This window comes from Arthrobacter sp. Edens01, assembly GCF_001307035.1.
GTDB lineage: Bacteria > Actinomycetota > Actinomycetes > Actinomycetales > Micrococcaceae > Arthrobacter_B.
On the sequence record NZ_LKIU01000002.1, the window covers coordinates 842,581 to 869,527 of the forward strand.

At 64.5% G+C, this 26,947-nt stretch carries 24 protein-coding genes and 3 tRNA genes; 18 read left to right on the forward strand and 9 right to left on the reverse strand.

Translation table 11 applies throughout. The annotated features are described in order from the left end of the window. Nucleotides 1-134: 134 nt before the first annotated feature. From AO716_RS04315 to AO716_RS04330, 4 genes are all read left to right on the forward strand, one after another. Nucleotides 135-533, forward strand: a complete 399-nt coding sequence (locus AO716_RS04315; protein ID WP_152969845.1) for a hypothetical protein — start codon at nucleotides 135-137, stop codon at nucleotides 531-533. Between the two features lie 116 nt (nucleotides 534-649). Beyond that, a tRNA-Lys gene (locus tag AO716_RS04320) sits at nucleotides 650-722 on the forward strand. Between the two features lie 162 nt (nucleotides 723-884). Beyond that, nucleotides 885-957 (forward strand) — tRNA-Lys (locus AO716_RS04325). Nucleotides 958-1,197: 240 nt separating this feature from the next. After that, nucleotides 1,198-1,458, forward strand: coding sequence for a hypothetical protein (locus AO716_RS04330; RefSeq protein WP_055239680.1), 261 nt, complete (start codon nucleotides 1,198-1,200; stop codon nucleotides 1,456-1,458). A 24-nt stretch (nucleotides 1,459-1,482) separates the two neighbouring features. Here the strand turns inward: AO716_RS04330 and AO716_RS04335 are convergent, their stop codons facing one another. Then, nucleotides 1,483-2,322 carry a DUF1206 domain-containing protein gene (locus AO716_RS04335; RefSeq protein ID WP_055239681.1) on the reverse strand — a complete coding sequence of 280 codons (840 nt, stop codon included), beginning with the start codon at nucleotides 2,320-2,322 and terminating at the stop codon, nucleotides 1,483-1,485. Nucleotides 2,323-2,459: 137 nt separating this feature from the next. Beyond that, nucleotides 2,460-2,966 carry a MarR family winged helix-turn-helix transcriptional regulator gene (locus AO716_RS04340; RefSeq protein WP_055239682.1) on the reverse strand — a complete coding sequence of 169 codons (507 nt, stop codon included), beginning with the start codon at nucleotides 2,964-2,966 and terminating at the stop codon, nucleotides 2,460-2,462. A gap of 147 nt (nucleotides 2,967-3,113) precedes the next feature. On the opposite strand from AO716_RS04340, the gene bcp reads away from it, so the two are divergent. The 3 genes from bcp to AO716_RS04355 all read left to right on the forward strand — a co-directional run bounded on the left by bcp (nucleotide 3,114) and on the right by AO716_RS04355 (nucleotide 4,771). After that, nucleotides 3,114-3,581 carry a thioredoxin-dependent thiol peroxidase gene (bcp, locus tag AO716_RS04345; RefSeq protein ID WP_055239683.1) on the forward strand — a complete coding sequence of 156 codons (468 nt, stop codon included), beginning with the start codon at nucleotides 3,114-3,116 and terminating at the stop codon, nucleotides 3,579-3,581. Nucleotides 3,582-3,634: 53 nt separating this feature from the next. Next, nucleotides 3,635-3,716: transfer RNA gene (locus AO716_RS04350), tRNA-Leu, on the forward strand. An 80-nt stretch (nucleotides 3,717-3,796) separates the two neighbouring features. After that, complete coding sequence (locus AO716_RS04355) at nucleotides 3,797-4,771, forward strand: 2-hydroxyacid dehydrogenase (protein WP_055239684.1); 975 nt, start codon at nucleotides 3,797-3,799, stop codon at nucleotides 4,769-4,771. Here AO716_RS04355 and AO716_RS04360 read toward each other — a convergent pair. Continuing rightward, nucleotides 4,768-5,214 carry a hypothetical protein gene (locus AO716_RS04360; RefSeq protein WP_055239685.1) on the reverse strand — a complete coding sequence of 149 codons (447 nt, stop codon included), beginning with the start codon at nucleotides 5,212-5,214 and terminating at the stop codon, nucleotides 4,768-4,770. The two genes, AO716_RS04355 and AO716_RS04360, sit on opposite strands and share 4 nt — an antisense overlap. A gap of 159 nt (nucleotides 5,215-5,373) precedes the next feature. On the opposite strand from AO716_RS04360, the gene ilvD reads away from it, so the two are divergent. The 8 genes from ilvD (at nucleotide 5,374) to metG (ending at nucleotide 16,687) form a co-directional block, all read left to right on the forward strand. Continuing rightward, nucleotides 5,374-7,077: a dihydroxy-acid dehydratase gene (gene ilvD, locus AO716_RS04365; RefSeq protein ID WP_055239686.1), complete on the forward strand. Its 1,704-nt coding sequence runs from the start codon at nucleotides 5,374-5,376 to the stop codon at nucleotides 7,075-7,077. 485 nt (nucleotides 7,078-7,562) lie between these two features. Then, nucleotides 7,563-9,467 carry an acetolactate synthase large subunit gene (locus AO716_RS04370; RefSeq protein ID WP_055239687.1) on the forward strand — a complete coding sequence of 635 codons (1,905 nt, stop codon included), beginning with the start codon at nucleotides 7,563-7,565 and terminating at the stop codon, nucleotides 9,465-9,467. A gap of 5 nt (nucleotides 9,468-9,472) precedes the next feature. Further along, complete coding sequence (gene ilvN / locus AO716_RS04375) at nucleotides 9,473-9,985, forward strand: acetolactate synthase small subunit (RefSeq protein WP_055239688.1); 513 nt, start codon at nucleotides 9,473-9,475, stop codon at nucleotides 9,983-9,985. A gap of 44 nt (nucleotides 9,986-10,029) precedes the next feature. Then, on the forward strand, nucleotides 10,030-11,055 hold the full coding sequence (gene ilvC, locus AO716_RS04380; protein ID WP_055239689.1) for a ketol-acid reductoisomerase: 1,026 nt from the start codon (nucleotides 10,030-10,032) through the stop codon (nucleotides 11,053-11,055). Between the two features lie 159 nt (nucleotides 11,056-11,214). Next, nucleotides 11,215-12,810, forward strand: coding sequence for a phosphoglycerate dehydrogenase (gene serA / locus AO716_RS04385; RefSeq protein ID WP_055239690.1), 1,596 nt, complete (start codon nucleotides 11,215-11,217; stop codon nucleotides 12,808-12,810). A gap of 165 nt (nucleotides 12,811-12,975) precedes the next feature. Then, complete coding sequence (locus AO716_RS04390) at nucleotides 12,976-13,695, forward strand: ABC transporter ATP-binding protein (protein WP_055239691.1); 720 nt, start codon at nucleotides 12,976-12,978, stop codon at nucleotides 13,693-13,695. Beyond that, entirely contained in the window at nucleotides 13,692-15,053 is a 1,362-nt protein-coding gene (locus tag AO716_RS04395; RefSeq protein WP_055239692.1) for an FtsX-like permease family protein, read from the forward strand. Before AO716_RS04390 ends, AO716_RS04395 begins: the two co-directional genes overlap by 4 nt. Before the next feature lie 74 nt (nucleotides 15,054-15,127). Continuing rightward, nucleotides 15,128-16,687: a methionine--tRNA ligase gene (gene metG / locus AO716_RS04400; RefSeq protein WP_055239693.1), complete on the forward strand. Its 1,560-nt coding sequence runs from the start codon at nucleotides 15,128-15,130 to the stop codon at nucleotides 16,685-16,687. 76 nt (nucleotides 16,688-16,763) lie between these two features. Here the strand turns inward: metG and AO716_RS04405 are convergent, their stop codons facing one another. From AO716_RS04405 to AO716_RS04430, 6 genes are all read right to left on the reverse strand, one after another. Continuing rightward, nucleotides 16,764-17,273 (reverse strand): hypothetical protein, encoded by a 510-nt coding sequence (locus AO716_RS04405; RefSeq protein ID WP_055239694.1) that lies wholly within the window; start codon nucleotides 17,271-17,273, stop codon nucleotides 16,764-16,766. Nucleotides 17,274-17,416: 143 nt separating this feature from the next. Next, a complete protein-coding gene (locus AO716_RS04410; RefSeq protein ID WP_055239695.1) occupies nucleotides 17,417-19,930 on the reverse strand; it encodes an ABC transporter permease in 2,514 nt (837 codons plus the stop codon). 2 nt (nucleotides 19,931-19,932) lie between these two features. Beyond that, complete coding sequence (locus AO716_RS04415) at nucleotides 19,933-20,703, reverse strand: ABC transporter ATP-binding protein (RefSeq protein WP_082413297.1); 771 nt, start codon at nucleotides 20,701-20,703, stop codon at nucleotides 19,933-19,935. Nucleotides 20,704-20,772: 69 nt separating this feature from the next. Next, nucleotides 20,773-21,087 (reverse strand): MmcQ/YjbR family DNA-binding protein, encoded by a 315-nt coding sequence (locus tag AO716_RS04420; protein ID WP_055239696.1) that lies wholly within the window; start codon nucleotides 21,085-21,087, stop codon nucleotides 20,773-20,775. A gap of 15 nt (nucleotides 21,088-21,102) precedes the next feature. After that, on the reverse strand, nucleotides 21,103-21,825 hold the full coding sequence (locus AO716_RS04425) for a response regulator (RefSeq protein ID WP_154579335.1): 723 nt from the start codon (nucleotides 21,823-21,825) through the stop codon (nucleotides 21,103-21,105). 5 nt (nucleotides 21,826-21,830) lie between these two features. Next, nucleotides 21,831-23,087 carry a sensor histidine kinase gene (locus tag AO716_RS04430; protein WP_055239697.1) on the reverse strand — a complete coding sequence of 419 codons (1,257 nt, stop codon included), beginning with the start codon at nucleotides 23,085-23,087 and terminating at the stop codon, nucleotides 21,831-21,833. 196 nt (nucleotides 23,088-23,283) lie between these two features. On the opposite strand from AO716_RS04430, the gene AO716_RS04435 reads away from it, so the two are divergent. The 3 genes from AO716_RS04435 (at nucleotide 23,284) to AO716_RS04445 (ending at nucleotide 26,325) form a co-directional block, all read left to right on the forward strand. Beyond that, a complete protein-coding gene (locus AO716_RS04435; RefSeq protein ID WP_055239698.1) occupies nucleotides 23,284-24,348 on the forward strand; it encodes a 3-isopropylmalate dehydrogenase in 1,065 nt (354 codons plus the stop codon). A gap of 64 nt (nucleotides 24,349-24,412) precedes the next feature. Then, the gene (locus AO716_RS04440) at nucleotides 24,413-25,519 is read left to right on the forward strand and encodes a branched-chain amino acid aminotransferase (RefSeq protein WP_055239699.1); all 1,107 of its coding nucleotides are present in this window, start codon (nucleotides 24,413-24,415) and stop codon (nucleotides 25,517-25,519) included. An 8-nt stretch (nucleotides 25,520-25,527) separates the two neighbouring features. Continuing rightward, nucleotides 25,528-26,325 carry an MBL fold metallo-hydrolase gene (locus AO716_RS04445; RefSeq protein ID WP_055239700.1) on the forward strand — a complete coding sequence of 266 codons (798 nt, stop codon included), beginning with the start codon at nucleotides 25,528-25,530 and terminating at the stop codon, nucleotides 26,323-26,325. Nucleotides 26,326-26,947 lie beyond the last annotated feature (622 nt).

The window sequence follows — 26,947 nt, forward strand, 5'->3', positions numbered from 1 at the left end:
CAGAGCCTAACCGCAGAGACGGAGTGCTTTGGGACGCTAAGCATGTGCGGCGCGGTCACAATTCGGTTACACACCGGCGCAGTCTTTTGCCGCATCCCGTGGACAGGGCCCGGGGCCGGCCTTAGCGTCGAATGGTGGGTACTTCTTCGGCAGATAACGGACGCCCGGCGCTTACTGCACTGGCAGCGGGGGCCGCCCTTGGGCTCACCGCAGCGGCAGCCGGTGCGGTGGTGCAAAGACTGCGCAGGAACCCCGTGCTGGTCCGCGCCGGCCGCTTTCGCCCAGATCACGGGTCCGGGCCGGACCCTGAGGCCGTGACCGCACGCAAGGAAGCGGACATGCCCGGCTGGAAGCAGGGAATGCCGGGGAGTTTTGATGCGGGAACCCTGGAAATCAGCTCCCTGGACGCCGCGACAGGTACTCCGGGCCGCACCTGGATTGTCCATAACGGACCCGAATGGCAGGGACTTCCCGGTGAGCGGGTAGTGCTGCCATGGGAGAGAGGACGCGGGCCCGGACGTCCTGCGATGTGAATCAGCTCTCAAAATGCCGGTTCGATTTCTCCCCGCGGAAAAGTGCTGGTAGAGTTTCATGTCGTTGCCGAGCGCAAAGTGCTGGTTTTCCAGCACGGTGAGCACAGCAGCTGCCAGCACCTCTAGCTCAATTGGCAGAGCAATTGACTCTTAATCAATGGGTTCCGGGTTCAAGTCCCGGGGGGTGCACAGTCAAAGCCCGCTGTACCAGGATTCTGGTGCAGCGGGCTTTTTGCTGCGCACCGGGGCAGTGCGAGCGGTTCGTGTGCACGCGAAAAAGCTGGTAGAGTAACTTGTCGTTGCAGATCGAAACGCCGGAGAAAAACGGCGGGAAAACTGCACAGACTGCCAGCACCTCTAGCTCAATTGGCAGAGCAATTGACTCTTAATCAATGGGTTCCGGGTTCAAGTCCCGGGGGGTGCACAGATACGAGGGAGCCCCGTTCCGGGGAGGCTGCGGCCAGACCGGGACGGGGCTTTTTCATTGCCTCTGCACGGCCTGCACAGTCCCGCCGCTGCCGCATGCAGCCCGAAGCGGTCTATCGCCGCCCCGGAGACCCCGCGTAGACTTCCGCGGTAAGCCTTCCAGTGCCGGCATACCCGGGTTTGAACAGCACATCCACGGTGCGGCGCTGAGGGTTCCGGCGACTATGGGAGCGCACTCATGAGCAGTGAAGTCCGCATTGAAAGCCCGGCCAAAGACACCTACGTACTCCGCAACACCAGCGGCAGGGAACTTCAGCACGTCATGGTGGACCTGGCCCGGACCGGCGCTACTTCCCAGGATCTTCCGGCGGGTATGACCCTGGTTCCGGAGGAAGGCGTCGAGTTCCACCTGCACCACCACGGCGGTTACTCCCCGCCGGCCAGCATGCACGTCCGGTGGGACGGCGGCCCGGAGTGGGTGGAAGTGCCGGTCGCCTAGTGTGGGCATCCGGCTTTCCCTGCGCTACATCCTGCCCCAGCGGGCCCGTGCCAGGGCGAAAATGCCGTAGCAGATAAGCCCGACGGCGATCGCCAGGATCAGCGGTGCCCCCAGCGGGTACTGGAGCAGGGACTGCAGGCTGCCGTCCAGTCCCGTCGACTCGTCCGCCCGGTGGTTGACGGCTGCGGTGATGAACAGCGATCCAACCAGTACCAGTGCGATTCCCTTGGCAACATGGCCTGCTACCCCCAGTGCATTGAGCAAATGGCCTCGGCGGGTGTCCTCGAAGTACCTCAGTTCGGGACGGAAGCGCCGCGCTGAGCCTTTAAAAACGAAGTACGCTCCGATGCCCAGTACCAGTGCACCCACGCATCCAAGTGCCGGGGCGCCGGCGGGGGAGTCCAGTACGGCGGCACTGAAATCAGCAGTGCGGTCCCCGGAGTCCTTCCCGCGGCCGCTGGCGAAGGCAGCAAACGTGAGTGCCACGCTGCCGTAGATGAAGAAGAGCGAACCGGAAGAGATGCCCTTGGACACGCGCTCCTTTCCAGGTTTGTGCCGGGCACGGACAGTCGCCTCAGCCAGCTGCCACAGTGCCAGCGAGGAGCAGAAGGCACATCCAGCCCACATCAGTGCCGGACCAAACGGTTCCGACCGTGCCAGTGGCCCGATCGCGCCGCTGGTTTCGGCTTCGCCGTATCCGCCGAAGGCCACGCTGACTGCGATGGCGCCGATGAGAATGTGCAGCAGTGCCATGACCGCGAAACCGGTGCGGGCCATAACATCCAGCCCGGTATTGTCCGCCGCCTCTTCCAGGGACTCCGCGGCCTCGCTGCCGGAGGTGTCCCGGCCGGGTTGCGCAGTCATTGTGGATCCTCCCGCAGCGTCGATCCGGTTCGTGGCTCAACCATAATGCCGGCAGGTGCTGCGGGGCAGTATTAAACACTTGAAGGGCGCACCCGCAGGTACGCCCTTCAAGGGAAAACTAAACGTCCGCTTCGCTGCTAGGCAGTCTGGGAAGCGGTGTCAGCCGGTATGTCCAGAGGTGCATCCAGCGGGACCGGGAGACCCGGAACATCAACCGCCATGTGCCAGCGCGGATTGCCGAGTTCCCTGATGACGGTGCGCAGCTGGCTGCGCAGGTCTTCCGAAAGGAGCTCTCCGCCATCGAGCAGCGTTCGCTCAATATCCTGGGCCTCATGCAGGGCTTCAATGCCCGCCGGAGTAATGGACACCATGTGGCTGCGCTTATCCAGGTCATTCCGTACACGGGTAACGTGCCCGTGTGCTTCCAGCCTGGCCAGGGTCTTACCCATGGTTTGTGCTTGAACGCGGACCAGCTGCGCGAGATGCGCCTGTGTCATGGGACCCTGGGAATCCAGGACTCCCAGGGCGATAACGCCCGCGTGGGTCACTCCTATACGGACAAGTCGCTCGTTCCAGGCATGCTCAACCAGGCGGGCGGCTGTTGATAAGAGGCGACCGGTGGGCCAATGCTCCATATCCGGCATAAAACTGAACTCTTCCTTTCGAGTGCGGATTCACGCGGCCTGATCGGATAGCCTACAAATCCAGTGTCTAGGATAACCAACCGCAAGCCTGCTGTCGTCCTGCGACACAGCCTTTGCTCAATCGATCCCTAAGGAGCCCCGTCTTTTATGTCGAAACTCACCAGCGGTGACCCGGCGCCTGATTTCACCCTGACCGCCTCGGACTCCTCAGTTGTGTCTCTCGCAGACCTGCGCGGACGCAGCGTAATTGTTTACTTTTACCCGGCCGCAGCAACTCCGGGCTGCACTAAGGAAGCCTGCGACTTCCGTGACAACCTGAATTCGCTGGCCGCCTCCGGCTACTCCGTGCTTGGCGTTTCGCCGGACAAGGTGGAGAAGCTCGCCAAGTTCGCTGCGGACGAGGCCCTGAACTTCCCGCTTCTCTCCGACCCGGACCACGCAGTCGCTGAGGCATACGGTGCCTGGGGAGAGAAAAAGAACTACGGCAAGGTCTACGAAGGCCTCATTCGCTCCACCATCGTCGTTGATCCCGAGGGCAAAGTTTCCCTCGCACAGTACAACGTCAAGGCGACCGGACATGTTGCCAAACTGCGGCGTGATCTCGGTCTCGACTAAGTGTCAGGTACACTAAAGGCTGGCTTTGGCCGGGTAACCGGCCTGCCGGCCGCGCGCGAGTGGCGGAATTGGCAGACGCGCTGGATTTAGGTTCCAGTGTCTTCGGACGTGTGGGTTCAAGTCCCTCCTCGCGCACATAAGTAAAACGCCCTGGTCTTCCGGACCGGGGCGTTTTCGTTTGCCGGAGCCGCCGGCCGCACCGCTAGGCTTTGGGCATGTCACCAGAGCCGCAGAAAATCCGCACCATCACCGTGCCCACCGCCGAACTCTACGAGGCGCTCCAGCCGCTTCCCGCCGGAATCAGCGCCGCGGTCTGGGATTTCGACGGCGATCCGGACGGGATCGAGTATGCGGACATCGATGCGGTGGTAGCTCCCTATACCGGAGGCAAGGTCTGGCAGGAGAGCCTTGTCCGCGTCCCGAACCTCAAGCTGCTCCAGGCCCAGACCACGGGATATGACGGCCTTCCCGAGCTGGCGGGGGAGTCCACCGCCGTCGCCAGTGCTGCCGGAGTCCACGCTGCCGCGACAGCGGAACTTGCACTCGGCCTGATCCTGGCATCGCTGCGCGGCATCGATGCCGCGGTGCGGGACCAGCTGCGGGCCAACTGGAATCCGCAGCGTTATCCGGGCCTTGCTGACCGCAGGGTGCTGCTGGTTGGCGTGGGCGGGATCGGACAGGAAATAGCGGCCCGCCTTGAGCCGTTCGAGGTGGAGCTCACCAGGGTGGGAAGCACGGCACGTGACGACGACGCAGGCCATGTCCACGGCGTAGCCGAACTCCCGGTGCTTGCCGCGGAAGCTGAAGTGCTGGTGGTCATTACACCGCTGAACGAGAAGACCAGGCACCTCATTGATGCCAAGGTGCTGGCGGCACTGCCGGACGGGGCGCTGGTGGTCAATGTCGCCCGGGGACCTGTTGTGGATACCGCTGCGCTGACCAAAGAGGTCACATCCGGGCGGCTGCGGGCAGCCCTGGATGTGGTGGACCCCGAACCCCTTCCCGCGGATCATCCGCTCTGGAACTGCACGAACGCCATCATCACACCGCACAACGGCGGCAACTCAGGAGCCTTCACCCCACGGATCCAGGGTTTCCTGCGCCGGCAGGTGCAGCGGCTGGCGGACGGCCGGGAACCGGTGAACCTGGTGCAGGCCGGTCCGTGGAAACAGTCCCGGGACGCGGACTAGGCCAGCTCCAGGAAAGTCTCCAGGAACAGCCGGAAGTCCTCCCGGTCTCCGTGCTGGACCAGCACACGGCGCTGGCCGCCGGAAACCGGGGGCAGTTCAGGTGAGGGCTCAACACCGAACCTGAAGATCCGGCCCGTGCTGGTACCGACCTCGTAGCTTCCGGGGGAGACCTCGTCAGTGTGGGACAAATTCGTGGTGTTGACCGCGGTGGGTGCCTCGAGGCTCACCATTGAGTCCGCGGCGAAGGGGGCGAATATGAGTTCCGGCGGACTCCAGCGGTAGCCCAGCACGTAGTACCCGGCCGAGTCGGCCAGCGGTGTGGCACAGACCAGGTTGTAGTCGCCGTAATTGGGGATCTGCGAATCGAAAACCCGGCGAAGCGAAGACTTGAGGGAGTCACTGGACGTGGACTGGCCGTCTGGCGGCCCGGTTTCCGTGCTCATGGTCCCCAGTCTATGGACTGATACCCCCATCCGTGGAAGGGCCCCGGGCCCGGCGGGAAAGTTCATCAAGCTGTGCTGCCCTCGTAACCAGGGCGTAACAAGCCGCGGCCGCCGCAGCCGGATGTCCGGGCCGGGGCGGAGAAGGAATAGGATTTTGCTATGACCACGGAGAGCACCCCTGACATCAAACCCCGCAGCCGAGTCGTAACCGACGGGATCCATGCGGCGCCCGCGCGCGGTATGTTCCGTGCGGTCGGCATGGGCGATGACGATTTCGCCAAGCCCCAGATCGGCATTGCCAGTTCCTGGAACGAAATTACCCCCTGCAACCTCTCCCTGAACCGTCTGGCCCAGGGCGCCAAGGAAGGCGTCCACGCCGGCGGAGGGTTCCCGATGCAGTTCGGCACCATTTCCGTTTCCGACGGTATTTCGATGGGCCACGAAGGCATGCACTTCTCCCTGGTGTCCCGCGAAGTCATTGCCGACTCGGTGGAAACCGTCATGATGGCCGAGCGCCTTGACGGCTCCGTCCTGCTCGCCGGCTGCGACAAGTCGCTGCCCGGCATGCTCATGGCTGCGGCGCGCCTGGATCTCTCCAGCGTTTTCCTCTACGCCGGTTCGATCATGCCCGGCTTCGCCAAGATGGAAGACGGCACCGAACGCGAAGTCACCCTGATTGATGCCTTCGAAGCGGTCGGTGCCTGCGCTGCCGGGAAAATGAGCCTCAAGGACCTGGACACCATCGAACGTGCCATCTGCCCGGGTGAAGGTGCCTGCGGCGGCATGTACACCGCCAACACGATGGCCTGCATTGGTGAGGCACTCGGTATGTCCCTGCCGGGTTCCGCGGCTCCGCCCTCGGCTGACCGCCGCCGCGACGAGTTCGCCCGCAAGTCCGGCGAAGCCGTGGTGAACCTGCTGCGCAAGGGCATCACTGCCCGCGACATCATGACCAAGAAGGCGTTTGAGAACGCCATCGCCGTGACCATGGCCTTCGGCGGCTCCACCAACGCCGTCCTGCACCTGCTGGCAATCGCACGCGAAGCCGAAGTCGACCTCACGCTGGAAGACTTCAACCGCATCGGCGACAAGATCCCGCACCTGGGCGACCTGAAGCCGTTCGGCCGCTACGTGATGTTCGACGTCGACAAGATCGGCGGCGTCCCGGTCATCATGCGTGCCTTGCTGGACGCCGGGCTGCTGCACGGCGACTGCCTCACCGTCACGGGCAAGACCGTCGCTGAAAACCTCGAAGCGATTAACCCCCCGGATCCTGACGGCAAGGTGCTGCGCGCACTGGACAACCCGATCCACAAGACCGGCGGTATCACCATCCTCAAGGGATCGATGGCTCCTGAAGGTGCCGTTGTGAAGTCCGCAGGGTTCGACGCCGATGTCTTCGAGGGCACTGCCCGTGTCTTCGAGCGTGAGCAGGGTGCACTCGATGCACTCGACGCCGGAGAGATCCACGCCGGCGACGTCGTCGTCATCCGTTACGAAGGCCCCAAGGGCGGCCCGGGTATGCGCGAGATGCTCGCCATCACCGGTGCTATCAAGGGCGCAGGCCTGGGCAAGGACGTGCTCCTGCTGACCGACGGACGGTTCTCCGGCGGCACCACCGGCCTGTGCATCGGCCACGTTGCACCCGAAGCGGTCGACGGCGGCCCCATCGCCTTCGTCAACGACGGCGACCGGATCCGCGTGGACATCGCAGCCCGCACCTTCGACCTGCTGGTGGAGCCCGAAGAGCTCGAAGCCCGCAAGGTTGGCTGGGAGCCGCTGCCCGCCAAGTTCACCAAGGGCGTCCTGTCCAAGTACGCCAAGATGGTCAACTCGGCTTCCACCGGCGCTTACTGCGGTTGAAACCCTTCCCCAGCCGCAAGGCGCTGAGCGCCTTGCGGCTGGGGCCCCTAAAGGGTTTCAACCTTATTAAGCCCTGCCGCCTCGGGTGGTCAGGGTTTACACCACCTCCGGCACCCGCGTCTTCGAGTTGGAGGTGTCTGCCCTGGAAGGTAGGGGCTAATGCTCCCTGCACGCAGCGCAACATCTGGGTGTCCACACAGCGGACTGGAAAGTCCATATAATGAGACGCATCACCCTCTGGTTGACACCGTAACCGGAGGAGGGGAACACTGATCTCTATGCAGATCGTAACCGTCGTCCTTAGCAAGCGCGTGGCGTAACAGCCCGACTTGAAAGAGACGTCACGCGCGGACCCCTACGGAGCCAACAGGCACGAGGGGTTTTTTTATTGGCTTCAGAAAGCACAGAGACCGCACCGGGCTTACCCTCCGGGCGGTACGCCGCATCAGAACTAAATGGATATGTATCCGCAAAGGAAGTTTCCGATGAGTAAGGGATCGCCAATCAGCCCGTCGCTGATGGCACACAAGACTGGCCCTGCACGGTCCGTGCAGACCAAGAGCAAAGATGCAGCTTTTTCTGTCAACCCGGCTGAAGCCATGGACACCCGCGTCCAGGGCCCCAACAACGTAGTACCGCCAACTGAGATGACCGGTTCGCAGGCCATCGTCCGTGCGCTGGAAGAACTTGGAGTCGAAGACGTCTTCGGTCTGCCCGGCGGCGCGATCCTGCCGACCTACGACCCGCTGATGGACTCCACCAAGCTGCGGCACATCCTGGTCCGCCACGAACAGGGCGCCGGCCACGCAGCCGAAGGCTACGCGATGGTTACCGGCCGTGCAGGCGTCTGCATTGCGACGTCGGGCCCCGGTGCCACCAACCTGGTGACCGCCATTGCCGACGCCCACATGGACTCCGTTCCCATGGTTGCCATCACCGGACAGGTCAACAGCTCCGTCATTGGTTCCGACGCGTTCCAGGAAGCGGACATCGTCGGCATCACCATGCCGATCACCAAGCACTCGTTCCTCGTGACCAATGCCGACGAGATCCCCAGGATCCTCGCCGAGGCGTTCCACATTGCCACCAGCGGCCGTCCCGGTCCTGTGCTGGTGGATATCACCAAGGACGCACAGCAGGGCAAGACCACTTTCTCCTGGCCGCCGAAGATCGACCTCCCCGGCTACCGCACAGTGGTGCGCGGACACTCCAAACAGGTGCGCGAGGCTGCGCGGCTGATCGCAGCTTCGCAGCGCCCGGTGTTCTACGTCGGCGGCGGTGTGCTGAAGGCAGACGCTTCCGCGGAACTGCTGGAACTGGCAGAGGCGGTTGGTGCCCCCGTGGTCACCACGCTGATGGCGCGCGGTGTGTTCCCCGACTCCCACGCCCAGCACATGGGCATGCCCGGCATGCACGGTTCCGTTTCCGCGGTCACGGCACTGCAGCAGTCGGACCTGCTGATCACCCTGGGCGCACGCTTCGATGACCGCGTCACCGGCGTGCTGTCCTCCTTCGCCCCCGGCGCCAAAGTCATCCACGCGGACATCGATCCGGCGGAGATCTCCAAGAACCGCACGGCGGACGTGCCGATCGTCGGATCGGTGAAGGAAATCATTCCTGAACTCACCGAAGCTGTCCGCAGCCAGTTCGAGTCCACCGGCACCCCGGAGCTCGGGGCCTGGTGGTCGGTACTCAACCGGCTGAAGGAAACCTACCCCACCGGCTGGACCGAACCCGAAGACGGCCATGTTGCCCCGCAGCAGGTGATCAAGCGGATTGGTGAACTCACCGGTCCCGAAGGCGTCTACGTGGCGGGCGTGGGACAGCACCAGATGTGGTCTGCCCAGTTCATCAACTATGAGCGTCCCAGGGCATGGCTGAACTCCGGCGGCCTGGGCACCATGGGCTACTCCGTTCCGGCAGCCATGGGCGCCAAGGTCGGAAACCCGGACCGCGTGGTCTGGGCGATCGACGGCGACGGCTGCTTCCAGATGACCAACCAGGAACTGGCCACCTGCCTGATCAATAACATCCCGATCAAGGTTGCCATCATCAACAATTCCTCACTGGGCATGGTCCGGCAGTGGCAGACCCTGTTCTACGAGTCCCGGTATTCAAACACGGACCTGAACACCGGCCATGACACCGTGCGTGTTCCGGACTTCGTGAAGCTCGCCGATGCCTACGGCTGCGTGGGCCTGCGCTGCGAACGCGAAGAGGACATCGACGCCACCATCGAAAAGGCGCTGTCCATCAACGACCGCCCGGTGGTCATCGACTTCGTGGTCAGCCGCGACTCGATGGTCTGGCCCATGGTCCCGTCCGGGGTCAGCAATGACCTCATCCAGATTGCCCGCAACATGACACCCACCTGGGAAGAGGAGGACTAGGGAACATGGCACGCCACACCCTTTCAGTGCTCGTAGAAGACGTTCCCGGTGTCCTGACCCGGGTCGCGTCCCTGTTCGCCCGCCGGGCGTTCAACATCAATTCTTTGGCCGTCGGCCCGTCGGAGGTTGCGGGTCTTTCCCGCATCACCGTGGTGGTCGAGGCCGAAGGTGACCTGCTGGAGCAGGTCACCAAGCAACTGAACAAGCTCGTCAACGTCATCAAGATTGTCGAACTTGTTCCCGAGTCTTCCGTGCAACGAGACCACATCTTGGTCAAGGTTCGCGCGGATGCCGCAACCCGGCTGCAGGTAACCCAGGCGGCCGAGCTGTTCCGTGCTTCAGTGGTAGATGTGTCTACAGACTCCCTGATCGTTGAAGCCACTGGCACCGCCGATAAGCTCAATGCACTGCTCTCAGTGCTGGAGCCCTTTGGCATCCGCGAAATAGTTCAATCCGGAACCCTGGCCGTCGGCCGCGGTGCGAAGTCGATGTCCGACCGCGCGCTGCGCAGCGCCTAGTTCCCCTCAAAACCTTTATCCAAGACCAAACAGGAGATATTGAAGTGACTGACATGTATTACGACGACGACGCAGACCTGTCCATCATCCAGGGACGCAAAGTCGCCGTCATCGGCTACGGCAGCCAGGGCCACGCACACGCCCTGAGCCTGCGCGATTCCGGTGTTGATGTCCGCGTTGGCCTGAAGGAAGGCTCCAAGTCCCGCGCCAAGGCAGAAGCCGAGGGCCTGCGCGTCCTCAACGTTGCCGACGCCGTTGCCGAGGCCGACCTGATCATGGTCCTCACGCCGGACCAGGTCCAGCGCTTCGTCTACGCAGAGGATATTGCCCCGAACCTGAAGTCCGGCGACGCGCTGTTCTTCGGCCACGGCTTCAACATCCGTTACGGCTACATCCAGCCGCCGGCCGACGTCGACGTCGCACTGGTTGCTCCGAAGGGCCCGGGCCACATTGTCCGCCGCGAATTCGAAGCCGGCCGCGGTGTCCCCGACCTCATCGCCGTCGAGCAGGACGCTTCGGGCAAGGCCAAGGACCTGGCACTTTCCTACGCCAAGGCCATCGGCGGAACCCGTGCAGGCGTCATCGAGACCACCTTCACCGAAGAGACCGAAACCGACCTGTTCGGCGAGCAGGCTGTCCTCTGCGGCGGCGCTTCGCAGCTGATCCAGTACGGCTTCGAGACCCTCACCGAAGCCGGCTACAAGCCGGAGGTTGCCTACTTCGAGGTCCTGCACGAGCTGAAGCTCATTGTTGACCTCATGGTTGAAGGCGGCATTGCCAAGCAGCGCTGGAGTGTTTCCGACACTGCTGAGTACGGCGACTACGTCTCCGGTCCGCGCGTTATCACCCCCGAGGTGAAGGAAAACATGAAGGCTGTCCTCGCCGACATCCAGAACGGTGCCTTCGCCAAGCGCTTCATCGATGACCAGGACGCCGGAGCCCCGGAGTTCAAGGAACTGCGCCAGAAGGGCGAGGACCACTCGATCGAGGGGACCGGCCGTGAACTGCGCAAGCTCTTCTCCTGGATCAAGTCCGACGACGATTACACCGAAGGTTCCGTCGCGCGCTAATTCCGCCGGTAACAAAGACACGGATTGCCCGTGTCCGTAACCGCGGCGCTACGCTTGAAAAGCAAGCCGTTTCGGTAAGGAGGCCGGGCCCTGCATGGGGTCCGGCCTTCGGCGTGAAATACCCAAAACCACATCGACACACAGCTAAAGAGGTCATCGGTGACTGCCACCAAACCAGTAGTACTCCTCGCGGAGGAACTCTCGCCCGCCACGGTTGAGGCCCTCGGCCCCGATTTCGAGATCCGCCAGACCGACGGCGCGGACCGTTCCCAGCTGCTTTCCGCCATCGCGGATGTCGACGCGATCCTGGTGCGCTCCGCCACCCAGGTGGATGCCGAAGCCATCGCGGCTGCCAAGAACCTGAAGGTCATCGCCCGTGCCGGCGTGGGCCTGGACAACGTGGACATCCGTTCAGCCACCCAGGCCGGCGTGATGGTGGTCAACGCACCGACGTCGAACATCATTTCCGCCGCCGAGCTGACCGTGGGCCACATTCTCTCCCTGGCCCGGCACATCCCGCAGGCATCGAACGCCCTGAAGGGCGGGGAATGGAAGCGCTCCAAGTACACCGGTACCGAGCTCTTCGAGAAGAAGGTCGGCATCATCGGCCTTGGCCGCATCGGCGCCCTGGTGGCAGCCCGCGTGCAGGGCTTCGGCACCGAGGTCCTGGCGTACGACCCGTACATCACCTCCGCCCGCGCTGCCCAGCTGAACGTCAAGCTCGTCACCCTGGATGAGCTGCTGGAGCAGTCGGACTTCGTCACCATCCACATGCCCAAGACCCCGGAAACCCTGGGCATGCTCGGTGCTGAGGCGTTCGAGAAGATGAAGGACACCGCGTACGTGGTGAACGTGGCCCGCGGCGGCCTCGTGGATGAGGACGCGCTGTACACCGCCCTGACCGAAGGCAAGATCGCCGGCGCCGGCGTCGACGTGTTCGTCAAGGAACCCAGCACGGACCTGCCGTTCATGGCACTGGACAACGTCATCGTCACACCGCACCTCGGTGCATCCACCGACGAAGCACAGGAAAAGGCCGGCATCTCGGTGGCCAAGTCCGTGCGCCTGGCGCTGGCCGGTGAACTGGTGCCCGACGCCGTTAACGTTGCCGGCGGCGTCATCGCCGAGGATGTCCGCCCGGGCATCCCGCTGATCGAGAAGCTGGGCCGCATCTTCACCGCGCTGGCCCACGACTCGATGACCGCCATCGACATTGAGGTGGCCGGTGAAATTGCGTCCCTGGACGTGAAGGCACTGGAACTCGCAGCGCTGAAGGGCATCTTCACGGACATCGTGTCCGAGCAGGTTTCCTACGTGAACGCTCCGGTGCTGGCAGAGCAGCGCGGCATCGCCGTCCGCCTCATCACCACGCCCGACGTTGATGACTACCGGAACCTGCTGACCATCCGCGGTGCGCTCTCCGACGGTACCCAGCTGGAGGTTGCCGGCACGCTGACCGGACCGAAGCAGATCCAGAAGCTCGTGGGCGTCAACGGCTATGACCTTGAAATCCCGATCAGCGAGCACCTGCTGGTACTGCTCTACCAGGACCGTCCCGGCGTCATCGGCGCCCTGGGCCGCATCCTCGGCGAAGCGGAGATCAACATTGCTGGCATGCAGGTGGCCCGGAACTCCGAGGGCGGCCAGGCCCTGTCCCTGCTCACGGTGGATTCCTCCGTGCCGCAGGACGTTCTCGAAACCGTCCGCGAAGCCATCGGCGCAACCGTGGCACGCGAAGTGGACCTGCAGGACTAATCCGCCCCGCGTTCAGGAGGCCGGTCCCGGTTGGGGCCGGCCTCCCGTGCATCCCGGGAGGTACTTGCAGCACCCGGGCCTCCACCCGCAGTACGACGCCGCTGGCCCATGTTTCAGGCCGGAAGGCGATGTGCAGCAGGCTGGCTCCGGGACAGGATGGGTGTCATGAGTACATCCCTGCCCGGCGCGCCCCTGCTTGCGGCCGCCAACCTGACCAAGTCCTACGGGAATTCGACAGCACTTGCCGGCGTCAGCCTCCAGGTGCGGCCCGGCGAAGCCACCGCCGTCATGGGCGCGTCCGGTTCCGGCAAGACCACCCTGCTGCACTGCCTGGCAGGGATCATCCTGCCGGACACCGGAAGCGTGCGGCTCTTGGGCACTGCATCCGATGTGCCCGCGGAGATCACCTCGCTCGATGATGCAGCGCGGTCAGCGCTGCGCCGCACCGAATTTGGGTTCGTGTTCCAGCAGGGCCTGCTGATTCCCGAACTGACGGCCGGAGAAAACGTGGCGCTGGCCCTCATGCTGAACGGAACACCGCGCCAGGTTGCAGAGCAGCAAGCGGCCGCGGCCCTTGCGGCGCTGGGACTGGGCGGGATGGAAGGACGCCGGATTGGGGAGCTGTCCGGCGGGCAGGCGCAGCGGGTGGCAATTGCCCGGGCCCAGGTGAACGGAGCCCGGGTGCTGTTCGCCGACGAACCGACCGGGGCACTGGACTCGCGTACCTCGGCGGATGTGATGGCACTGCTGCTGCAGTCCGTCGCAGGAACGGGACGCGCACTGGTGGTAGTTACCCATGATCCCGAGGTTGCCCGCTGGTGCAGCCGGGTGGTCACTTTGGCCGACGGGCAGATCGTCGCCGATACCGCCGGGGTGGCCCGATGAGTGCATCCGCGGTTGTGGCGCGCGCAGTGGATTCTTCCCCGTGGGCGGTTCCCCTGCGGCTGACGTGGCTGCTGAACCGGCCCGGCACGTCCGGGTCTGCTGCCGCGATCCTGCCCGCAGCGTCCTTCGCCGTGGTCACCACCTTGCTGCTGACAGTGCTTGCCGGTGCACTGTCCTTCACCCAGTGGGGAGATGACGAGGGAAACCTGTACCTGCTGCTTGCAGCCTTTGCCCTCATCCTGCTGGTTCTTCCGCTGCTGACATTGGGCGGTTCTGCTGCTCGTCTGTCAGCCCGCCGCCGCGATGAACACCTCTCGACTCTCCGGCTGCTCGGTGCCTCTGCCCGGACAGTCCGCCAGGTGACCGTCCTGGAAGCGGCGGCCCAGGCCTTCGCCGGTGCCCTGGCCGGTGTACTGGGTTACGTCGTGTTCGCCCCTTTCGTGCAGCTGATCCATTTCCGCGGGGCTCCGCTTGGCAGTGCCTACTGGCTGCATCCAGCCGCCGCCGTGGTGGGTGTTGCCGCCGTCGTGGCTCTTGCGGTGGTCAGTTCGGTGATCAGCCTGCGCCGGGTGGTGATTTCACCGCTGGGCGTGCGTACCCGGGCTGATGCGCAGAAAGTCCACTGGTCACGCGCAGGCATTGCGGTGCTCATCGTGGTGCTCTGTGTAGCGGCGCTGCTGACGCCGGTCGGCGCGGCGGCGCTTGCGCTGGCCGTCCTGTTTGGCGCCTTTGCGGGGGGCCTGGCTGTACTGAACCTGGTGGGGCCGTGGCTGGTAACTGTTTCGGCGAAGCGGCGCCTGCGGCGGGCTGCCACCCCGCAGGCGCTGCTCGCAGCCCGAATCGTGCTGGATGCACCGAAGGCCGCCTGGCGGCAGGTCAGCGCACTCTCCATGGTCTGTTTCACCGCCGTCGTGGCCGGTGCCGGTGCTGCACTGCTGCAGACCGCGCAGTCCGAAGGGCCGGAAGACTTCCTGCTCCAGGACGTGATGACAGGAGTGTTCATTACCGTCATCGCCGGATTCCTGATGGTGGCCTGCTCGGCCGGTATCAACCAGGCGGCGACGGTCCTGGACCGGGCTGAGCTCTACCGCAGCATGCACCGGATGGGGATGCCCCGGGAAGTTATTGACGCGGCGCGCACCGGTGCGGTGATGCAGCCGGTGGTGCTGGTCAGCGCCGCTTCTGCGGCCGTCTCTGCCGTTCTGCTGTTCCCCGTCACCGGGGCGGCGATACTCTTCAACCCCGTGGCCATGGCGTTCCTGGCCGGGTGCGTGGTGGTCGGGATCCTCCTGGTGCGTGCCGGGCTGGCAGCCACCTCCCCGGTACTCACATCGGTGCTGGAGCGCGACGTACAGTGACGCACGTTGCTTCGGGTTGGGTCAGAGCCTGGCCCGAAGCGACAAGCCGCGCAGAAACAGGGTAATTTTCTAGTGTGACTTCAACCGACTCCAAGACCCCGTTCTACATCACCACAGCCATCTCCTACCCCAACGGCCAACCGCACATCGGGCACGCCTACGAGCACATCGCCACTGATGCGATGGCCCGTTTCAAGCGGCTGGACGGTTACGACGTTTTCTTCATGACGGGTACGGACGAGCACGGGCTGAAGATGCAGCAGTCCGCGGACAAGGAAGGCATCACCGCCAAGGAGCTGGCGGACCGCAACTCCGCAGCCTTCAAGCAGATGGAAGCGGACATGGGCACCTCCTATGACCGCTTCATCCGCACCACGGATGCCGACCACTATGCCGCAGCCCAGGCCATCTGGAAGCGGATGGAGGAGAACGGCGACATCTACCTGTCCAAGTACTCCGGCTGGTATTCAGTCCGCGATGAGGCGTACTACAGCGAAGACGAGACCGAAGTCCGCGAAGACGGCGTGCGCTACTCCAAGGAAACCGACACCGAGGTGACCTGGACCGAGGAGGAAAGCTACTTCTTCCGCCTCTCCGCCTACCAGGACAAACTCCTGGCCCTGTACGAGTCCCAGCCGGACTTCGCCGCCCCGCGCTCCCGGTTCAACGAGGTCATCAGCTTCGTCAAGGGCGGGCTTGAGGACCTCTCGATCTCCCGCACCACCTTTGACTGGGGCGTTCCCGTTCCCGGCAACCCGGACCACGTGATGTACGTGTGGGTGGACGCGCTGACCAACTACCTCACCGGCGTCGGCTTCCCCGACACCGAAAGCGAAACCTTCAAGAAGTACTGGCCTGCTGACGTCCACGTCATTGGCAAGGACATCTCCCGCTTCCACGCGATCTTCTGGCCGGCGTTCCTGATGTCCGCCAAGCTGGAACTGCCCAAGCGGATCATGATTCACGGCTTCCTGCACAACAAGGGCGTGAAGATGTCCAAGTCGCTGGGCAACGTGGTGGCACCCAAGGACTGGGCGGACCAGTACGGCCTGGATTCAGTGCGGTTCTTCCTGCTTCGCGAGGTGCCCTTCGGAGCAGACGGCTCGTACAACCACGACGCCGTGGTGGGCCGGATGAACTCCGACCTCGCCAACAACCTGGGCAACCTGGCCCAGCGGTCCCTTTCCATGGTGGCCAAGAACTGCGCCGGCGCCGTCCCGCAGCCGGGGGAGTTCACCGCAGAGGACAAGGCGCTGCTCGAAGCCGCAGGAAAGCTGCTGCAGGTTTCGCGCGAGGCCTACGACGCGCAGGACTTCCACGGTGCGCTCGAAGCGACGTGGAAGGTCCTCGGTGACACCAACGCCTACTTCGCGGAGCAGGCTCCGTGGGTGTTGCGGAAGACCGACGTCGAACGCATGAACACCGTGCTGTACGTGACGCTGGAAGTGCTGCGGATCGTCGCCATCCTCATCCAGCCGGTCATGCCGGGCAGCGCAGGCAAGCTGCTCGATGTACTGGGCCAGCCGGAGGGGGAGTCCCGCACCTTCGCGGCTCTGGGCACGCCCCTGGTGCCCGGGACAGAGCTTCCTGCCCCGGCGCCGATCTTCCCGAAGTACGAGGAACCGGCAGAGTAACCCCAATCCAGATAACAGAAACTGCACGTACCAGCGCTGGTACGTGCAGTTTCTGCTATCTCGGTGAAACTGAGGGCTAGGCCAGGAAACGGGAGGGAACGGTTTCCTCCATGACCTTCGCGACGGCGTCCTGCTGGTCCTGCGCGAGTTTCAGCAGTTCGCGGATCCGCGGGGCATGGAAGCGGTGGTCGTGTGCCGAGAGCACCAGCAGGGTCCGGTAAAGGCATTCCTTGGCACGGACAATGGACTGGAGCGTCTCCAGCTCCAGCTGGCCGGTGGTCCCTTTGCCCGTGCTCAGCGGATTGATCGGACCCAGACGCCCGCCTACCGCGCCGATCCAGGCCAGCCCTTTCTTGATCCGGCTGCGCTGGTAGCCCAGCGCCAGGATCAGGGTCTCCAGTTCGTCGCGTTCGTCGGAGATTTGCTGCACGAGATCTGCGAAGACGCTTTCATACTTGGTGCCCTCCCACGTTGTGCGCGCCGCCTTGAACAGCCGCACTCCGGTTTCCGCTCCCAGGAGGTGGTCATCCAGGTAGGCGGCCAGTGACTCGTGCCGGGGTGTTCGGCCGGGCTCTGTCTGCGGCATTGCGGGGCTCCTTCTCTGCTCCTGGCGCGGCGGAAAACCGCCGGCACGGTTATCAGTATGCTTTGTATCTTTGCAGATCAGACGCAAAAAGCGCGAGGCGGGCATCCCCTGGATGCCCGCCCCGCGCTTTGTACACGCCGCGCTTAGTCTGCGGCGAGTCCTGCGACGGGGGAGAGGCGCGCTGCCCGGCGGGCCGGAAGCAGCGAGGCTCCGAGCCCTGCCACCAGGGCCACCGCGAGCACTCCGCCCAGCTGTGCCCAGGGCAGGGCCGGGACCACATCCGCGAAGGCACCAAGTGCCGACTGGGCTCCGAGCCAGCCGTACACCGCTCCGAGCCCGAGCCCGATGAGGGCAGCCACTCCGGCGATCAGCACCGCTTCCAGCGCCAGCATGCCGCGCAGCTGGCCCTTGGTCAGGCCCAGGGCCCGCAGCAGGGAGGATTCCCGGGTCCGTTCAAGGACGGAGAGGGAGAGGGTGTTCGCCACGCCCACCAGTGCAATCACGACGGCGACCCCCAGCAGTCCGGTGACCACCATCAGCAGCACATCGATCACCTGTTCAAACGCTGCGCGTTCAATGACGGCACCGGCGATCTGGTAATCCTGCACATTCAGTGTCTCGGACAGGGCCGACTGGAGCTCCATGATCGCCGAGGTGTTCAGGCCGTCGGCAATGGCGATCCACAGAAGCGGCTGGGCCCGGAACTGTTCCGGCGTCTGCTCCTCCGGTACACCGCCCAGCAGCTGAGCGGTTTCAGTGGTAACCAGGGGGGAGAAGGAGCGGCTCTCGGAAGTCACAACCTTCAGTTCCATGTCTCCTCCGGCACCGCGCACAGTGAGGGTCTCCTCCTTGGTTCCCTGCGGCATGGTGATGGTGCCGGCTGCGGGAACCATGGCAGCGTCCTGCAGGACCGGGCTGTCAGCAGAGTCCAGGGCATAGACCGGAACTTCTTCTCCGTTCCTGTCAATCAGTCCGGCGACCGGAAGGAAGGCGGCACGGTCCACATTTTCAACGGCTGCCGCTGCCACGGCATCTTTCGCCGTGAACGGAGACTCGACTGGAATGGCTCCGCGGACGGTGACGTCCACCGGGAACTCACCGGCGAGGGTGTCGTTGAAGGCGCTCCGGGCGGTGGCGGCGCCCGTCATCATCATGACCACAAGGGTCACGCCAATGAGCAGGGCAGATGATGTGGCCGACGTCCGCTGCGGGTTTCGCACCGCATTTACCGCAGCCAGTTTGCCCGGAACACCCAGCGGGGAAGCCAGGAAGCCCACGGCACGGACCAGTGGCGGGATAAAGAGCGTGGAGCACATCAGGATGCCGACGAAGCTGAGGATTCCGCCCGGGAGGGCGATGAGCAGGTCCCCGTCGTAGGCGCCGTAGCCCAGCAGGGCGGCACCGCCGGCAGTCAGCACCAGGCCCGCGATAAGCCGGACGCGGCCCTTGCGTGTGCCGGCGCGTACATCCTCGGCGGGGCGAAGGGCTGCGAGCGGCGCGACGGCAGTCGCCGCACGGGCCGGCACCAGTGCGGCGAGGACAGTGAGGACCACCCCTGCCGCCATACCGGCCGCAACGGCCAGCGGCGGGACGTCCATGGTGGCGAAGCCGCTTTCCGGGAGGGTCTGAAGGTACGCCACGATTCCGCCCACCAGGCCCACTGCCGCCAGCACGCCGACGATGGAGGACACGACCCCCACCAGCAGGGCCTCGACAAGCACGGAACGCCGGATCTGTGACCGGCCTGCGCCGATGCACCGCAGCAGGGCGAGCTCCCGGGTGCGCTGAGCTACCAGCACGGAGAAGGTGTTGGAGACTACGAGGGCGCAGACCAGGAGTGCGACGGCCGCGAAAGCGAGAAGGATGACAGTCAGGCTGTCCTGCCCGCCGGTGAAGCCGGCCATGAGCTCGGTGGTCTCTTCCTCCACAGTGCGTACCGTCACGGCCTTGATGCCGGCATCGCTGAGTGCCTGCGTCAGGGCAGCCTGGACGGCTGTTACAGACGCGCCCTCTGCCAGTGCGAGCTGGATGGATCCAAAGCCGAATTCCATGCTGGTGAAGGGCTCGGTGGTCTCTTCGGTTGCGTAGAGCTGGGCGGTGCCCATCGAGCGGGGATCCGAAGAGGCTTCAACCAGGGCAGTCACGGTGAGGGGGGTTTCAGCACCCTCCAAGTCCTCTGCCGATACCACGGGCAGCAGTGACCCGACGGTTATTCCCCGGCGCTCGGCGGTCTGTTCGTCGATGGCAACCTCGCCGGCAGTTGCCGGAAGGTTGCCCTTCACCACATCCACCGGGAGCAGGGAATCGTTGGCCGGGAGATTGGCCAGGACAGCGTATGAGCTTCCGCGGCCGTCCCGAACCGCCACGGAGGCGGCGAGCACTGTGTAGGTGTCTTCCACGCCGTCCATGCTGCGGGCGACGTCAGCAGTCTCTTCGTCGAGGATGGCCCAGGACTCGGCGTCGTCGTCGTAACCGGCCGAAAGCACCAGGTCCGCGTTGCGGAAGCTCTGCCCCACACTCTGTGTCAGGGAAGCCTTGGACGAGGCATTGATGATCAAGGTGGCGGTGAGGAAGCCGACGGCGATCATCACCGCAACGCCGACGGCGATAAAGCGGCGGGCATTGAGGCGCACCTGCGCCAGGGCTACCTGCAGCACCGTTATGCCCCCAGCTTCGTCAGGGCGGCCAGCACGCTCTCGGGGGTGGGATTGGAGAGCTCGCCCACCAGCGCGCCGTCGTTCATCAGCACAACGCGGTCCGCGTAGGAGGCAGCCACCGGATCGTGGGTGACCATGATGATGCTCTGGCCCATTTCCCGGGAGGAGCGGCGCAGCAGTGAAAGCACTTCGGCGCCCGAGCGGGAGTCGAGGTTGCCGGTGGGCTCGTCGCCGAAGATGACGTGCGGACGGGTCAGGAGGGCGCGGGCGACGGCGACGCGCTGCTGCTGGCCGCCGGAGAGTTCGTGGGGGCGGTGCTTGAGCCGGCCTTCGAGGCCAAGGGTGCGGGTGATCTCTGCGAGCCATTCGGTATCAACCTTGCCGTTGGCCAGGGAAACCGGGAGGGTGATGTTCTGCTCGGCGGTCAGCGTGGGAACCAGGTTGAAGGACTGGAATACAAAGCCGACGCTGTCGCGGCGCAGGCGGGTGATGTCAGCGTCCTTGAGCGAGGTGATTTCGGTTCCGCCGATCCAGATGTTGCCGGAGTCCGCGGTATCCAGGCCGGCCAGGCAGTGCATCAGGGTGGATTTGCCCGAGCCGGACGGACCCATGATCGCGGTGAAGGTGCCGGACTCGAACCGGACGTCGACGTCGCGGAGCGCATGGACGGCGGTGTCGCCTTTTCCGTAGGTCTTGTTGAGGGCCTGTGCGGCGGCGGCAGCGGTGGAGCTGCCGGGGCCGGGCACAGCGTGGTGCTCAGTAAGGGTTGTCATGCCTTCAACGCTATCCGCGGCACCAAGCCCGCCGCATCGGGTCAGGGGCGGGTTATCCCGGGCCGCGTCTCATCCCGTGGGTGGAACCGGGCCGGCTATCCGGTAAGACTCGAGCAGCAGTTCCTCAAGCTCTGCCATGTCCAGGCGGGCCAGCCGGGCCAGGACCAGCAGCGGCGACCGGTTGTGGTGGGGCGTCCAGAAATAGGTCTCCGGATCCGTGCCGGCGAGCCCTTCGCGTTCCTCGGTCTTGACGGTGAGCACCCCGTCTTCCCACATCCTGGCCATCAGGCTGCGGGCGAACCAGGCAGGCTGGTTCCAGCTGGTCCGTTCAGTTACTCCCGGCAGGGAGAGACAGAAAGTACGGACGTCGTCTGCAGAAGCCAAGGGACACCTCCGGTTTTACGGGGTGACGATACCCGTCTCGTAGGCGATGACAACAGCCTGCACCCGGTCGCGTGCGCCGAGCTTGGCCAGGATGTGCCCCACATGGGTCTTGACCGTTGCTTCGGACAGGAAGAGCTTCGCTGCGATCTCCGGGTTGGAGAGCCCGCCGGCGATAAGGGTGAAGACTTCGCGCTCGCGGGGCGTGAGGGTTTCAACGCTCGCTGCGTGCCGGCTCACCTCGGGGGTCGGCTCGCGAAGCATGGGCGCCACGTGGTCCAGCAGCCGGCGGGTGGTCGACGGCGCAATCACCGCATCACCGCGGTACACGGTGCGGATCGCCTCGAGCAGTTCCTCGGGCGGGGCGTCCTTGAGCAGGAAGCCGCTGGCTCCGGCCCGGATGGCGGACAGTGCGTATTCGTCAAGGTCGAAGGTTGTCAGCACCACCACCTTGACCTCCGCCTCCCGGGAGCCTGCCTGCTCCAGGATCCTGGCGGTAGCTTCAATGCCGTCCATGCCCGGCATCCGGACATCCATCAGGACGACGTCGGCGGGTGTCTGGGAGAGCACGCGCACGGCTTCGGCGCCATTGCCGGCCTCAGCGGTCACCGTGAGGTCCGGCTGGGAATTGATCAGCATCTTGAACCCGCCGCGGACCAGCTGCTGGTCATCAACCAGCGCCACCCGGATGGGTGCGGAAGTATCAGTCTCCCCGGGAGCACCGGGGGAGGGGGTGGTCATGCCTGTTAGGCCTCCGTGTAGGGAATGAATGCGTCGACGCGGAATCCTCCGCCGGTGGCGGGAGCGGCTTCCAACGTTCCATCGTAGAGCGCCACGCGTTCCTTCATGCCGACGATGCCCTGGCCCGCGCCGGGAGTCCGGGCGGCGCCGTCGCTGGGTGTGCCTGCGTTGAGCGCCGGGTCAGCGCCGGCACCGCGCCCGTCGTCAGTCACCGTGATGCCGAGCCCGCGTGCTGTCCAGTCCAGTTCCACCCTGGCACGCGCCAGTGGGCCGGCATGCTTGAGCACGTTCGTGAGCGCCTCCTGCACCACACGGTAGGCCGTCAACTCCGCTCCGGCCGGCAGGGCCCGGCGCATGGCGCCAGCGGTAAGCACCTGAACATCCAGTCCCGCGCGCTTGACCCCCTCCACCAAATCACCGATGTCCGCGAGCGAAGGCAGCGGACGGGTGGAGGCGCCGTCGTCGCCGCGCAGGACGCCGAGCAGCCGCCGCATCTCCCGCAGCGAGCCCCGGCCCGTCTCGGCGATAGTGCCGAGGGTAGCCGTCGCGATTTCCGGGTCCTGGGCGCTCGCATACCTGGCGCCGTCGGCCTGCGTAATGATCACTGAAAGCGAGTGCGCCACGATGTCGTGCATTTCGCGGGCAATATGGGTGCGCTCGTCTGCCGCTGCCAGGTCCCGTTCCTGCTGCCGTTCGACTTCGAGGCGGCGGGCCCGGTCGCGCAGCGACTCCATGGCCAGGCGGCGGGTGCGGGCCAGGTCACCGAAGGTCCAGCAGACAAGGACCACGGCATCGACGGCCACCAGCATTATCAACCAGAACCAGATCATTCCGTTGGCAAGGCTGGCCGCCGTCCCTACGCCGGATATGGTGGGCCGCGCCACGTACTGCAGGATCAGGAGTACGCCGCCGATCAGGGCAAGTGCGAGTCCGGCGAGGCTCGCCCAGCGCGGAGCGTATGCAGCCAGTGCATGCACCATCACCAGGACCAAGACGTCTGCCGGCAGCCCTGTCTCCGGAACCAAGGGGAGCTGGATCAGGCAGGCCGCGGCCATCACTGCGGCCGCCGGAACCGGCCGGGTGCGCCGCCACGCCAGCGGCAGGCAGATTGCCAGAGAGAGGAAGAACTCGATCAGTCCTTCACCGACGCCCATCAGCAGGAACGGAAACGCGAAAAACAGGATTGCCAGCAGGGCGCCGGCCAGATCAACCTTGAACGGGTTGGCCTGGGTCCAGGCATAAAGGCGTTGGTGCAGCAGCATGGACAACAACTTTAGGGCCGTTCCTGCATCCGCGCGTCATTCCCTGGTCTGAACTCCGGGCTGTATGTGCTGCGGTCCCGGCAGTGCCTCCGCCCAGTGCAGGTGAGGGCGGCTCGTTACTGGAGCTCCGCCGTCGTGCGTCTCAATATGTGATACGTGTTGACCGCTATCTGGACACTCTTCCTAGAATTGGACCATGAGCGAAGAAGCGTCGAAGGTTATTTCCCTGGCCGTCATTCCCGGGGATGGAATCGGTCCCGAGGTCACGGCGGAAGCCGTCAAAGTACTGAAGGCGGTAACCGCGTCGGGTACGGCGAAGTTCGACCTCACCGAGTACCAGCTCGGTGCCGAGCACTGGCTTCGCACCGGGGAGACGCTCCCGGATGAAACGCTTGAGTCCCTGAAGCAGCATGACGCGATTCTTTTCGGTGCCGTTGGCGCCGCTCCGGGTGACACGAAGATGCCGTCCGGCCTGATCGAGCGCGAGATGCTGCTGAAGCTGCGCTTCAGCCTGGACCACTTCGTCAACCTGCGCCCGTCCAAGCTGTACCCCGGCGTCGCGAGCCCCCTCGCCAATCCCGGTGATATCGATTTCATCGTGGTCCGGGAAGGAACCGAAGGCCCTTACGTCGGCAACGGCGGCTCACTGCGGACCGGGACCCCGCATGAAATCGCCACCGAGGTTTCGCTGAACACTGCGCACGGCGTCGAACGCGTGGTGCGCGATGCGTTCCGCCGCGCCAGCGAACGGCCGCGCCGGAAGCTGACCCTCGTCCACAAACACAACGTCCTGGTTTACGCCGGCAGCTTGTGGAAGCGGACCGTGGAAGCGGTTGCCGCTGACTTCCCCGAGGTGGAAGTCGACTACCTGCATGTCGACGCCGCCACGATCTTCCTGACCACGGACCCCTCACGCTTCGACGTGATCGTGACCGACAACCTGTTCGGAGACATCATTACCGACCTGGCTGCAGCTATCACCGGCGGAATCGGGCTGGCAGCCTCCGGCAACATCAACATGGAGGGAACCTTCCCGTCCATGTTTGAGCCGGTGCACGGCTCCGCACCGGACATCGCCGGGCAGCAGAAGGCCGATCCCACAGCCGCCATCCTCTCCGCAGCGCTGCTGCTGGCACACCTCGGCTTCACCGAAGAAGCAGCCCGGGTAGAGCGCGCAGTGGAAGCCGACGTCGCAGCCCGGGCAGGAAACACGCGCACCACCGCAGAAATCGGCGATGCGATCGCCGCAGCTGTGTCATAAGCTCAACAGGTACCCGATCAATAGGAAGACGAACGACGGCCGCGCCGTTCACCGTGGAGGAATAATGTCTGTCAGCGCTCTGGAGTTCACCCAGAAGCTATCCGCCCAGCCGAAGTCAGAGCAGGAACGCGCCGCGATCCTGGCTGACCCGGGCTTTGGAAACCACTTCACGGACCACACCGCCGTCATTGACTACCGGGTCTCGGAAGCAGGCGAGGGCACTTGGGAAAACGCACGGATTGAGCCGTACGGTCCCATCGCCATGGATCCCGCAGCGGCCGTACTGCACTACGGCCAGGAAATCTTCGAAGGACTCAAGGCCTACCGGCACGAGGACGGGTCCATCTGGACCTTCCGTCCCGAAGCCAACTCCGCACGCCTGAACGCCTCAGCCCGCCGCCTCGCGCTGCCCGAGCTGCCCGAAGAACTCTTCCTTGAATCGCTGCGCCGGCTTGTCGCGGTGGACCGGGACTGGGTTCCTTCCGGCGACGGTGAGTCCCTGTACCTGCGTCCCTTTATGATCGCCACAGAGGCGTTCCTGGGTGTGCGGCCGGCCCGTGAGGTTTCCTACCGCGTCATCGCCTCTCCGGCAGGCAACTACTTCGGCGGAGAACTGAAGCCGGTATCCATCTGGCTCTCCACCAACTACGCCCGCGCAGGCCGGGGCGGCACCGGCGAAGCAAAGTGCGGCGGCAACTACGCAGCGTCCCTGATTGCGCAGATGGAAGGCGAAGCCAACGGCTGCCAGCAGGTGCTGTTCCTGGACGAGTTCAATGACAACGCCATTGAAGAACTCGGCGGGATGAACGTCTTCTTTGTCTTCAAGGACGGCCGGCTGGTCACCCCGGCGCTCACCGGAACCATACTGCGCGGCGTCACCCGCAATTCCGTACTCGAACTGGGCCGGGACCGCGGCCTCAAGGTTGAAGAACGCAAGATCACGCTGGATGAATGGCGCGACGGCGTTGCCTCCGGCGACATCACCGAAGTTTTTGCCTGCGGTACCGCCGCTGTCATCACCCCCGTTGGCGAACTGAAGTCCGAGACCGAGACCATTGGGTCCCCGGAAGCCGCCGCAGGCGAAGTGACCATGTCCATCCGGCGTGAGCTGCTGGGTATCCAGACCGGCGCCGTGGAGGATACCCGCGGCTGGCTCACCCGTCTGGCGTAGGAGAAAGCATGAATGAATCGGCGCAGCCGGTGCCGGGCCAAGTGGTCCGCAGTACTCCGCTGGCACGGTACCGGCTGGCCGACAACCCCGGCCCGATGAGCCTGGACGGCACCAAGAGCTACATCCTTGCTGCCGAAGCGGGCGGTCCCTGCGTGATCGTGGACCCCGGGCCGGCAGATGAGGAACACCTTGCCGGACTGGCAGCGGCGGGGGATGTGGAACTGGTGCTGATTACGCACCGCCATCCCGACCACACCGAGGGCGCCAAACGCTTCCACCAGCTGACCGGCGCTCCTGTGCGTGCGGCAGATCCGGCGTTCTGCTTTGGCGGTGAGCCGCTGCAGGACGGCGAGGTCATCGTGGCCGGCGGCGTGGAGATCCAGGTGCTGGCGACTCCGGGGCACACTTCGGATTCAGTCTGCTTCGTGCTGCGGGCAGACGGTCCCAGCGGATCGGTCCTGACGGGGGACACCATTCTTGGGCGGGGGACCACCGTGCTGGATTACCCGGACGGGACACTGCAGGACTTCATGGCCAGCCTTGAGAAGCTGGGCCGGCTGGGACCGGCCACGGTCCTGCCCGCCCACGGTCCGGACCTGGAGAACCTCGAATCAGTGGTCCTCACCTACCGGGACCACCGCGATGAGCGCCTGGCCCAGATCCGCGGCGTGCTTTCCCTGCTGGGGGAGGACGCCACCGTTGAGCAGGTCACGGACGCCGTCTATGCGGACGTTCCTGCATCCGTGCGGGGCGCGGCGGAGCTTTCCGTAGCTGCCCAACTGGAGTATCTCCGGGTCCGTGGCTAACGCCCTGTGGGTGTGAGCACCCCCACGCGCTCCCAGCTTGCACTGGGACGGACAGTGTTCCCTAGAATAGAAATGCGCCAATACGCGGGCCGGCTCGCCGGAACCCGTTAGAAGCGCAGCATCGGGGCCCGCAAACCCGTGCAGGAGATCACAGACCTGCCGAGTTGCGCAGGGCTCACCGGATGTGTAAAGTTGAGTGAGTTGCCGCCGAGCCGTTGAGGCCGGAACGGAAACGAAAACCCACTCCAATCCACCGGGTAAATCCGGATGCTTTGGCGTGGACCCGGAAGGGCTTTTATAGCCGGTTTGGTGGGAATTCTTCGGAATTCACCGAATTGCTAAAACGGCCTGGATGGAATATGCTGGTAAAACATCACAGCGGTGCGAAAAGAAAAGAAAGTTTCCGGTTGGGAATGGTTTTTCTGAGTAGGCCGGATGTGCCTGTTGTTTGAGAACTCAATAGTGTGCCAAGTTTATTGATACCGATTATTTATTGATTGGTTGAATTGGCTGTCCTGCCCACCCCGTGGGTGTGGATGGTTTTTTTAGCTGGTTTCGAATTTAGTGCATGACTGTGCAGCCAATTTTCCTTGGCTCCGGTTGTGTGTCTGTAACACATTTA

Excerpts from the sequence above, each read along its gene's own strand:
- AO716_RS04330 (WP_055239680.1), top strand. The coding sequence starts at position 1,198 with ATGAGCAGTGAAGTCCGCATTGAAAGCCCGGCCAAAGACACCTACGTA.
- AO716_RS04335 (WP_055239681.1), bottom strand. The coding sequence starts at position 2,322 with ATGACTGCGCAACCCGGCCGGGACACCTCCGGCAGCGAGGCCGCGGAG.
- AO716_RS04340 (WP_055239682.1), bottom strand. The coding sequence starts at position 2,966 with ATGCCGGATATGGAGCATTGGCCCACCGGTCGCCTCTTATCAACAGCC.
- bcp (WP_055239683.1), top strand. The coding sequence starts at position 3,114 with ATGTCGAAACTCACCAGCGGTGACCCGGCGCCTGATTTCACCCTGACC.
- AO716_RS04355 (WP_055239684.1), top strand. The coding sequence starts at position 3,797 with ATGTCACCAGAGCCGCAGAAAATCCGCACCATCACCGTGCCCACCGCC.
- AO716_RS04360 (WP_055239685.1), bottom strand. The coding sequence starts at position 5,214 with ATGAGCACGGAAACCGGGCCGCCAGACGGCCAGTCCACGTCCAGTGAC.
- ilvD (WP_055239686.1), top strand. The coding sequence starts at position 5,374 with ATGACCACGGAGAGCACCCCTGACATCAAACCCCGCAGCCGAGTCGTA.
- AO716_RS04370 (WP_055239687.1), top strand. The coding sequence starts at position 7,563 with ATGAGTAAGGGATCGCCAATCAGCCCGTCGCTGATGGCACACAAGACT.
- ilvN (WP_055239688.1), top strand. The coding sequence starts at position 9,473 with ATGGCACGCCACACCCTTTCAGTGCTCGTAGAAGACGTTCCCGGTGTC.
- AO716_RS04390 (WP_055239691.1), top strand. The coding sequence starts at position 12,976 with ATGAGTACATCCCTGCCCGGCGCGCCCCTGCTTGCGGCCGCCAACCTG.
- AO716_RS04395 (WP_055239692.1), top strand. The coding sequence starts at position 13,692 with ATGAGTGCATCCGCGGTTGTGGCGCGCGCAGTGGATTCTTCCCCGTGG.
- AO716_RS04405 (WP_055239694.1), bottom strand. The coding sequence starts at position 17,273 with ATGCCGCAGACAGAGCCCGGCCGAACACCCCGGCACGAGTCACTGGCC.
- AO716_RS04415 (WP_082413297.1), bottom strand. The coding sequence starts at position 20,703 with ATGACAACCCTTACTGAGCACCACGCTGTGCCCGGCCCCGGCAGCTCC.
- AO716_RS04425 (WP_154579335.1), bottom strand. The coding sequence starts at position 21,825 with ATGACCACCCCCTCCCCCGGTGCTCCCGGGGAGACTGATACTTCCGCA.
- AO716_RS04430 (WP_055239697.1), bottom strand. The coding sequence starts at position 23,087 with ATGCTGCTGCACCAACGCCTTTATGCCTGGACCCAGGCCAACCCGTTC.
- AO716_RS04435 (WP_055239698.1), top strand. The coding sequence starts at position 23,284 with ATGAGCGAAGAAGCGTCGAAGGTTATTTCCCTGGCCGTCATTCCCGGG.
- AO716_RS04440 (WP_055239699.1), top strand. The coding sequence starts at position 24,413 with ATGTCTGTCAGCGCTCTGGAGTTCACCCAGAAGCTATCCGCCCAGCCG.
- AO716_RS04445 (WP_055239700.1), top strand. The coding sequence starts at position 25,528 with ATGAATGAATCGGCGCAGCCGGTGCCGGGCCAAGTGGTCCGCAGTACT.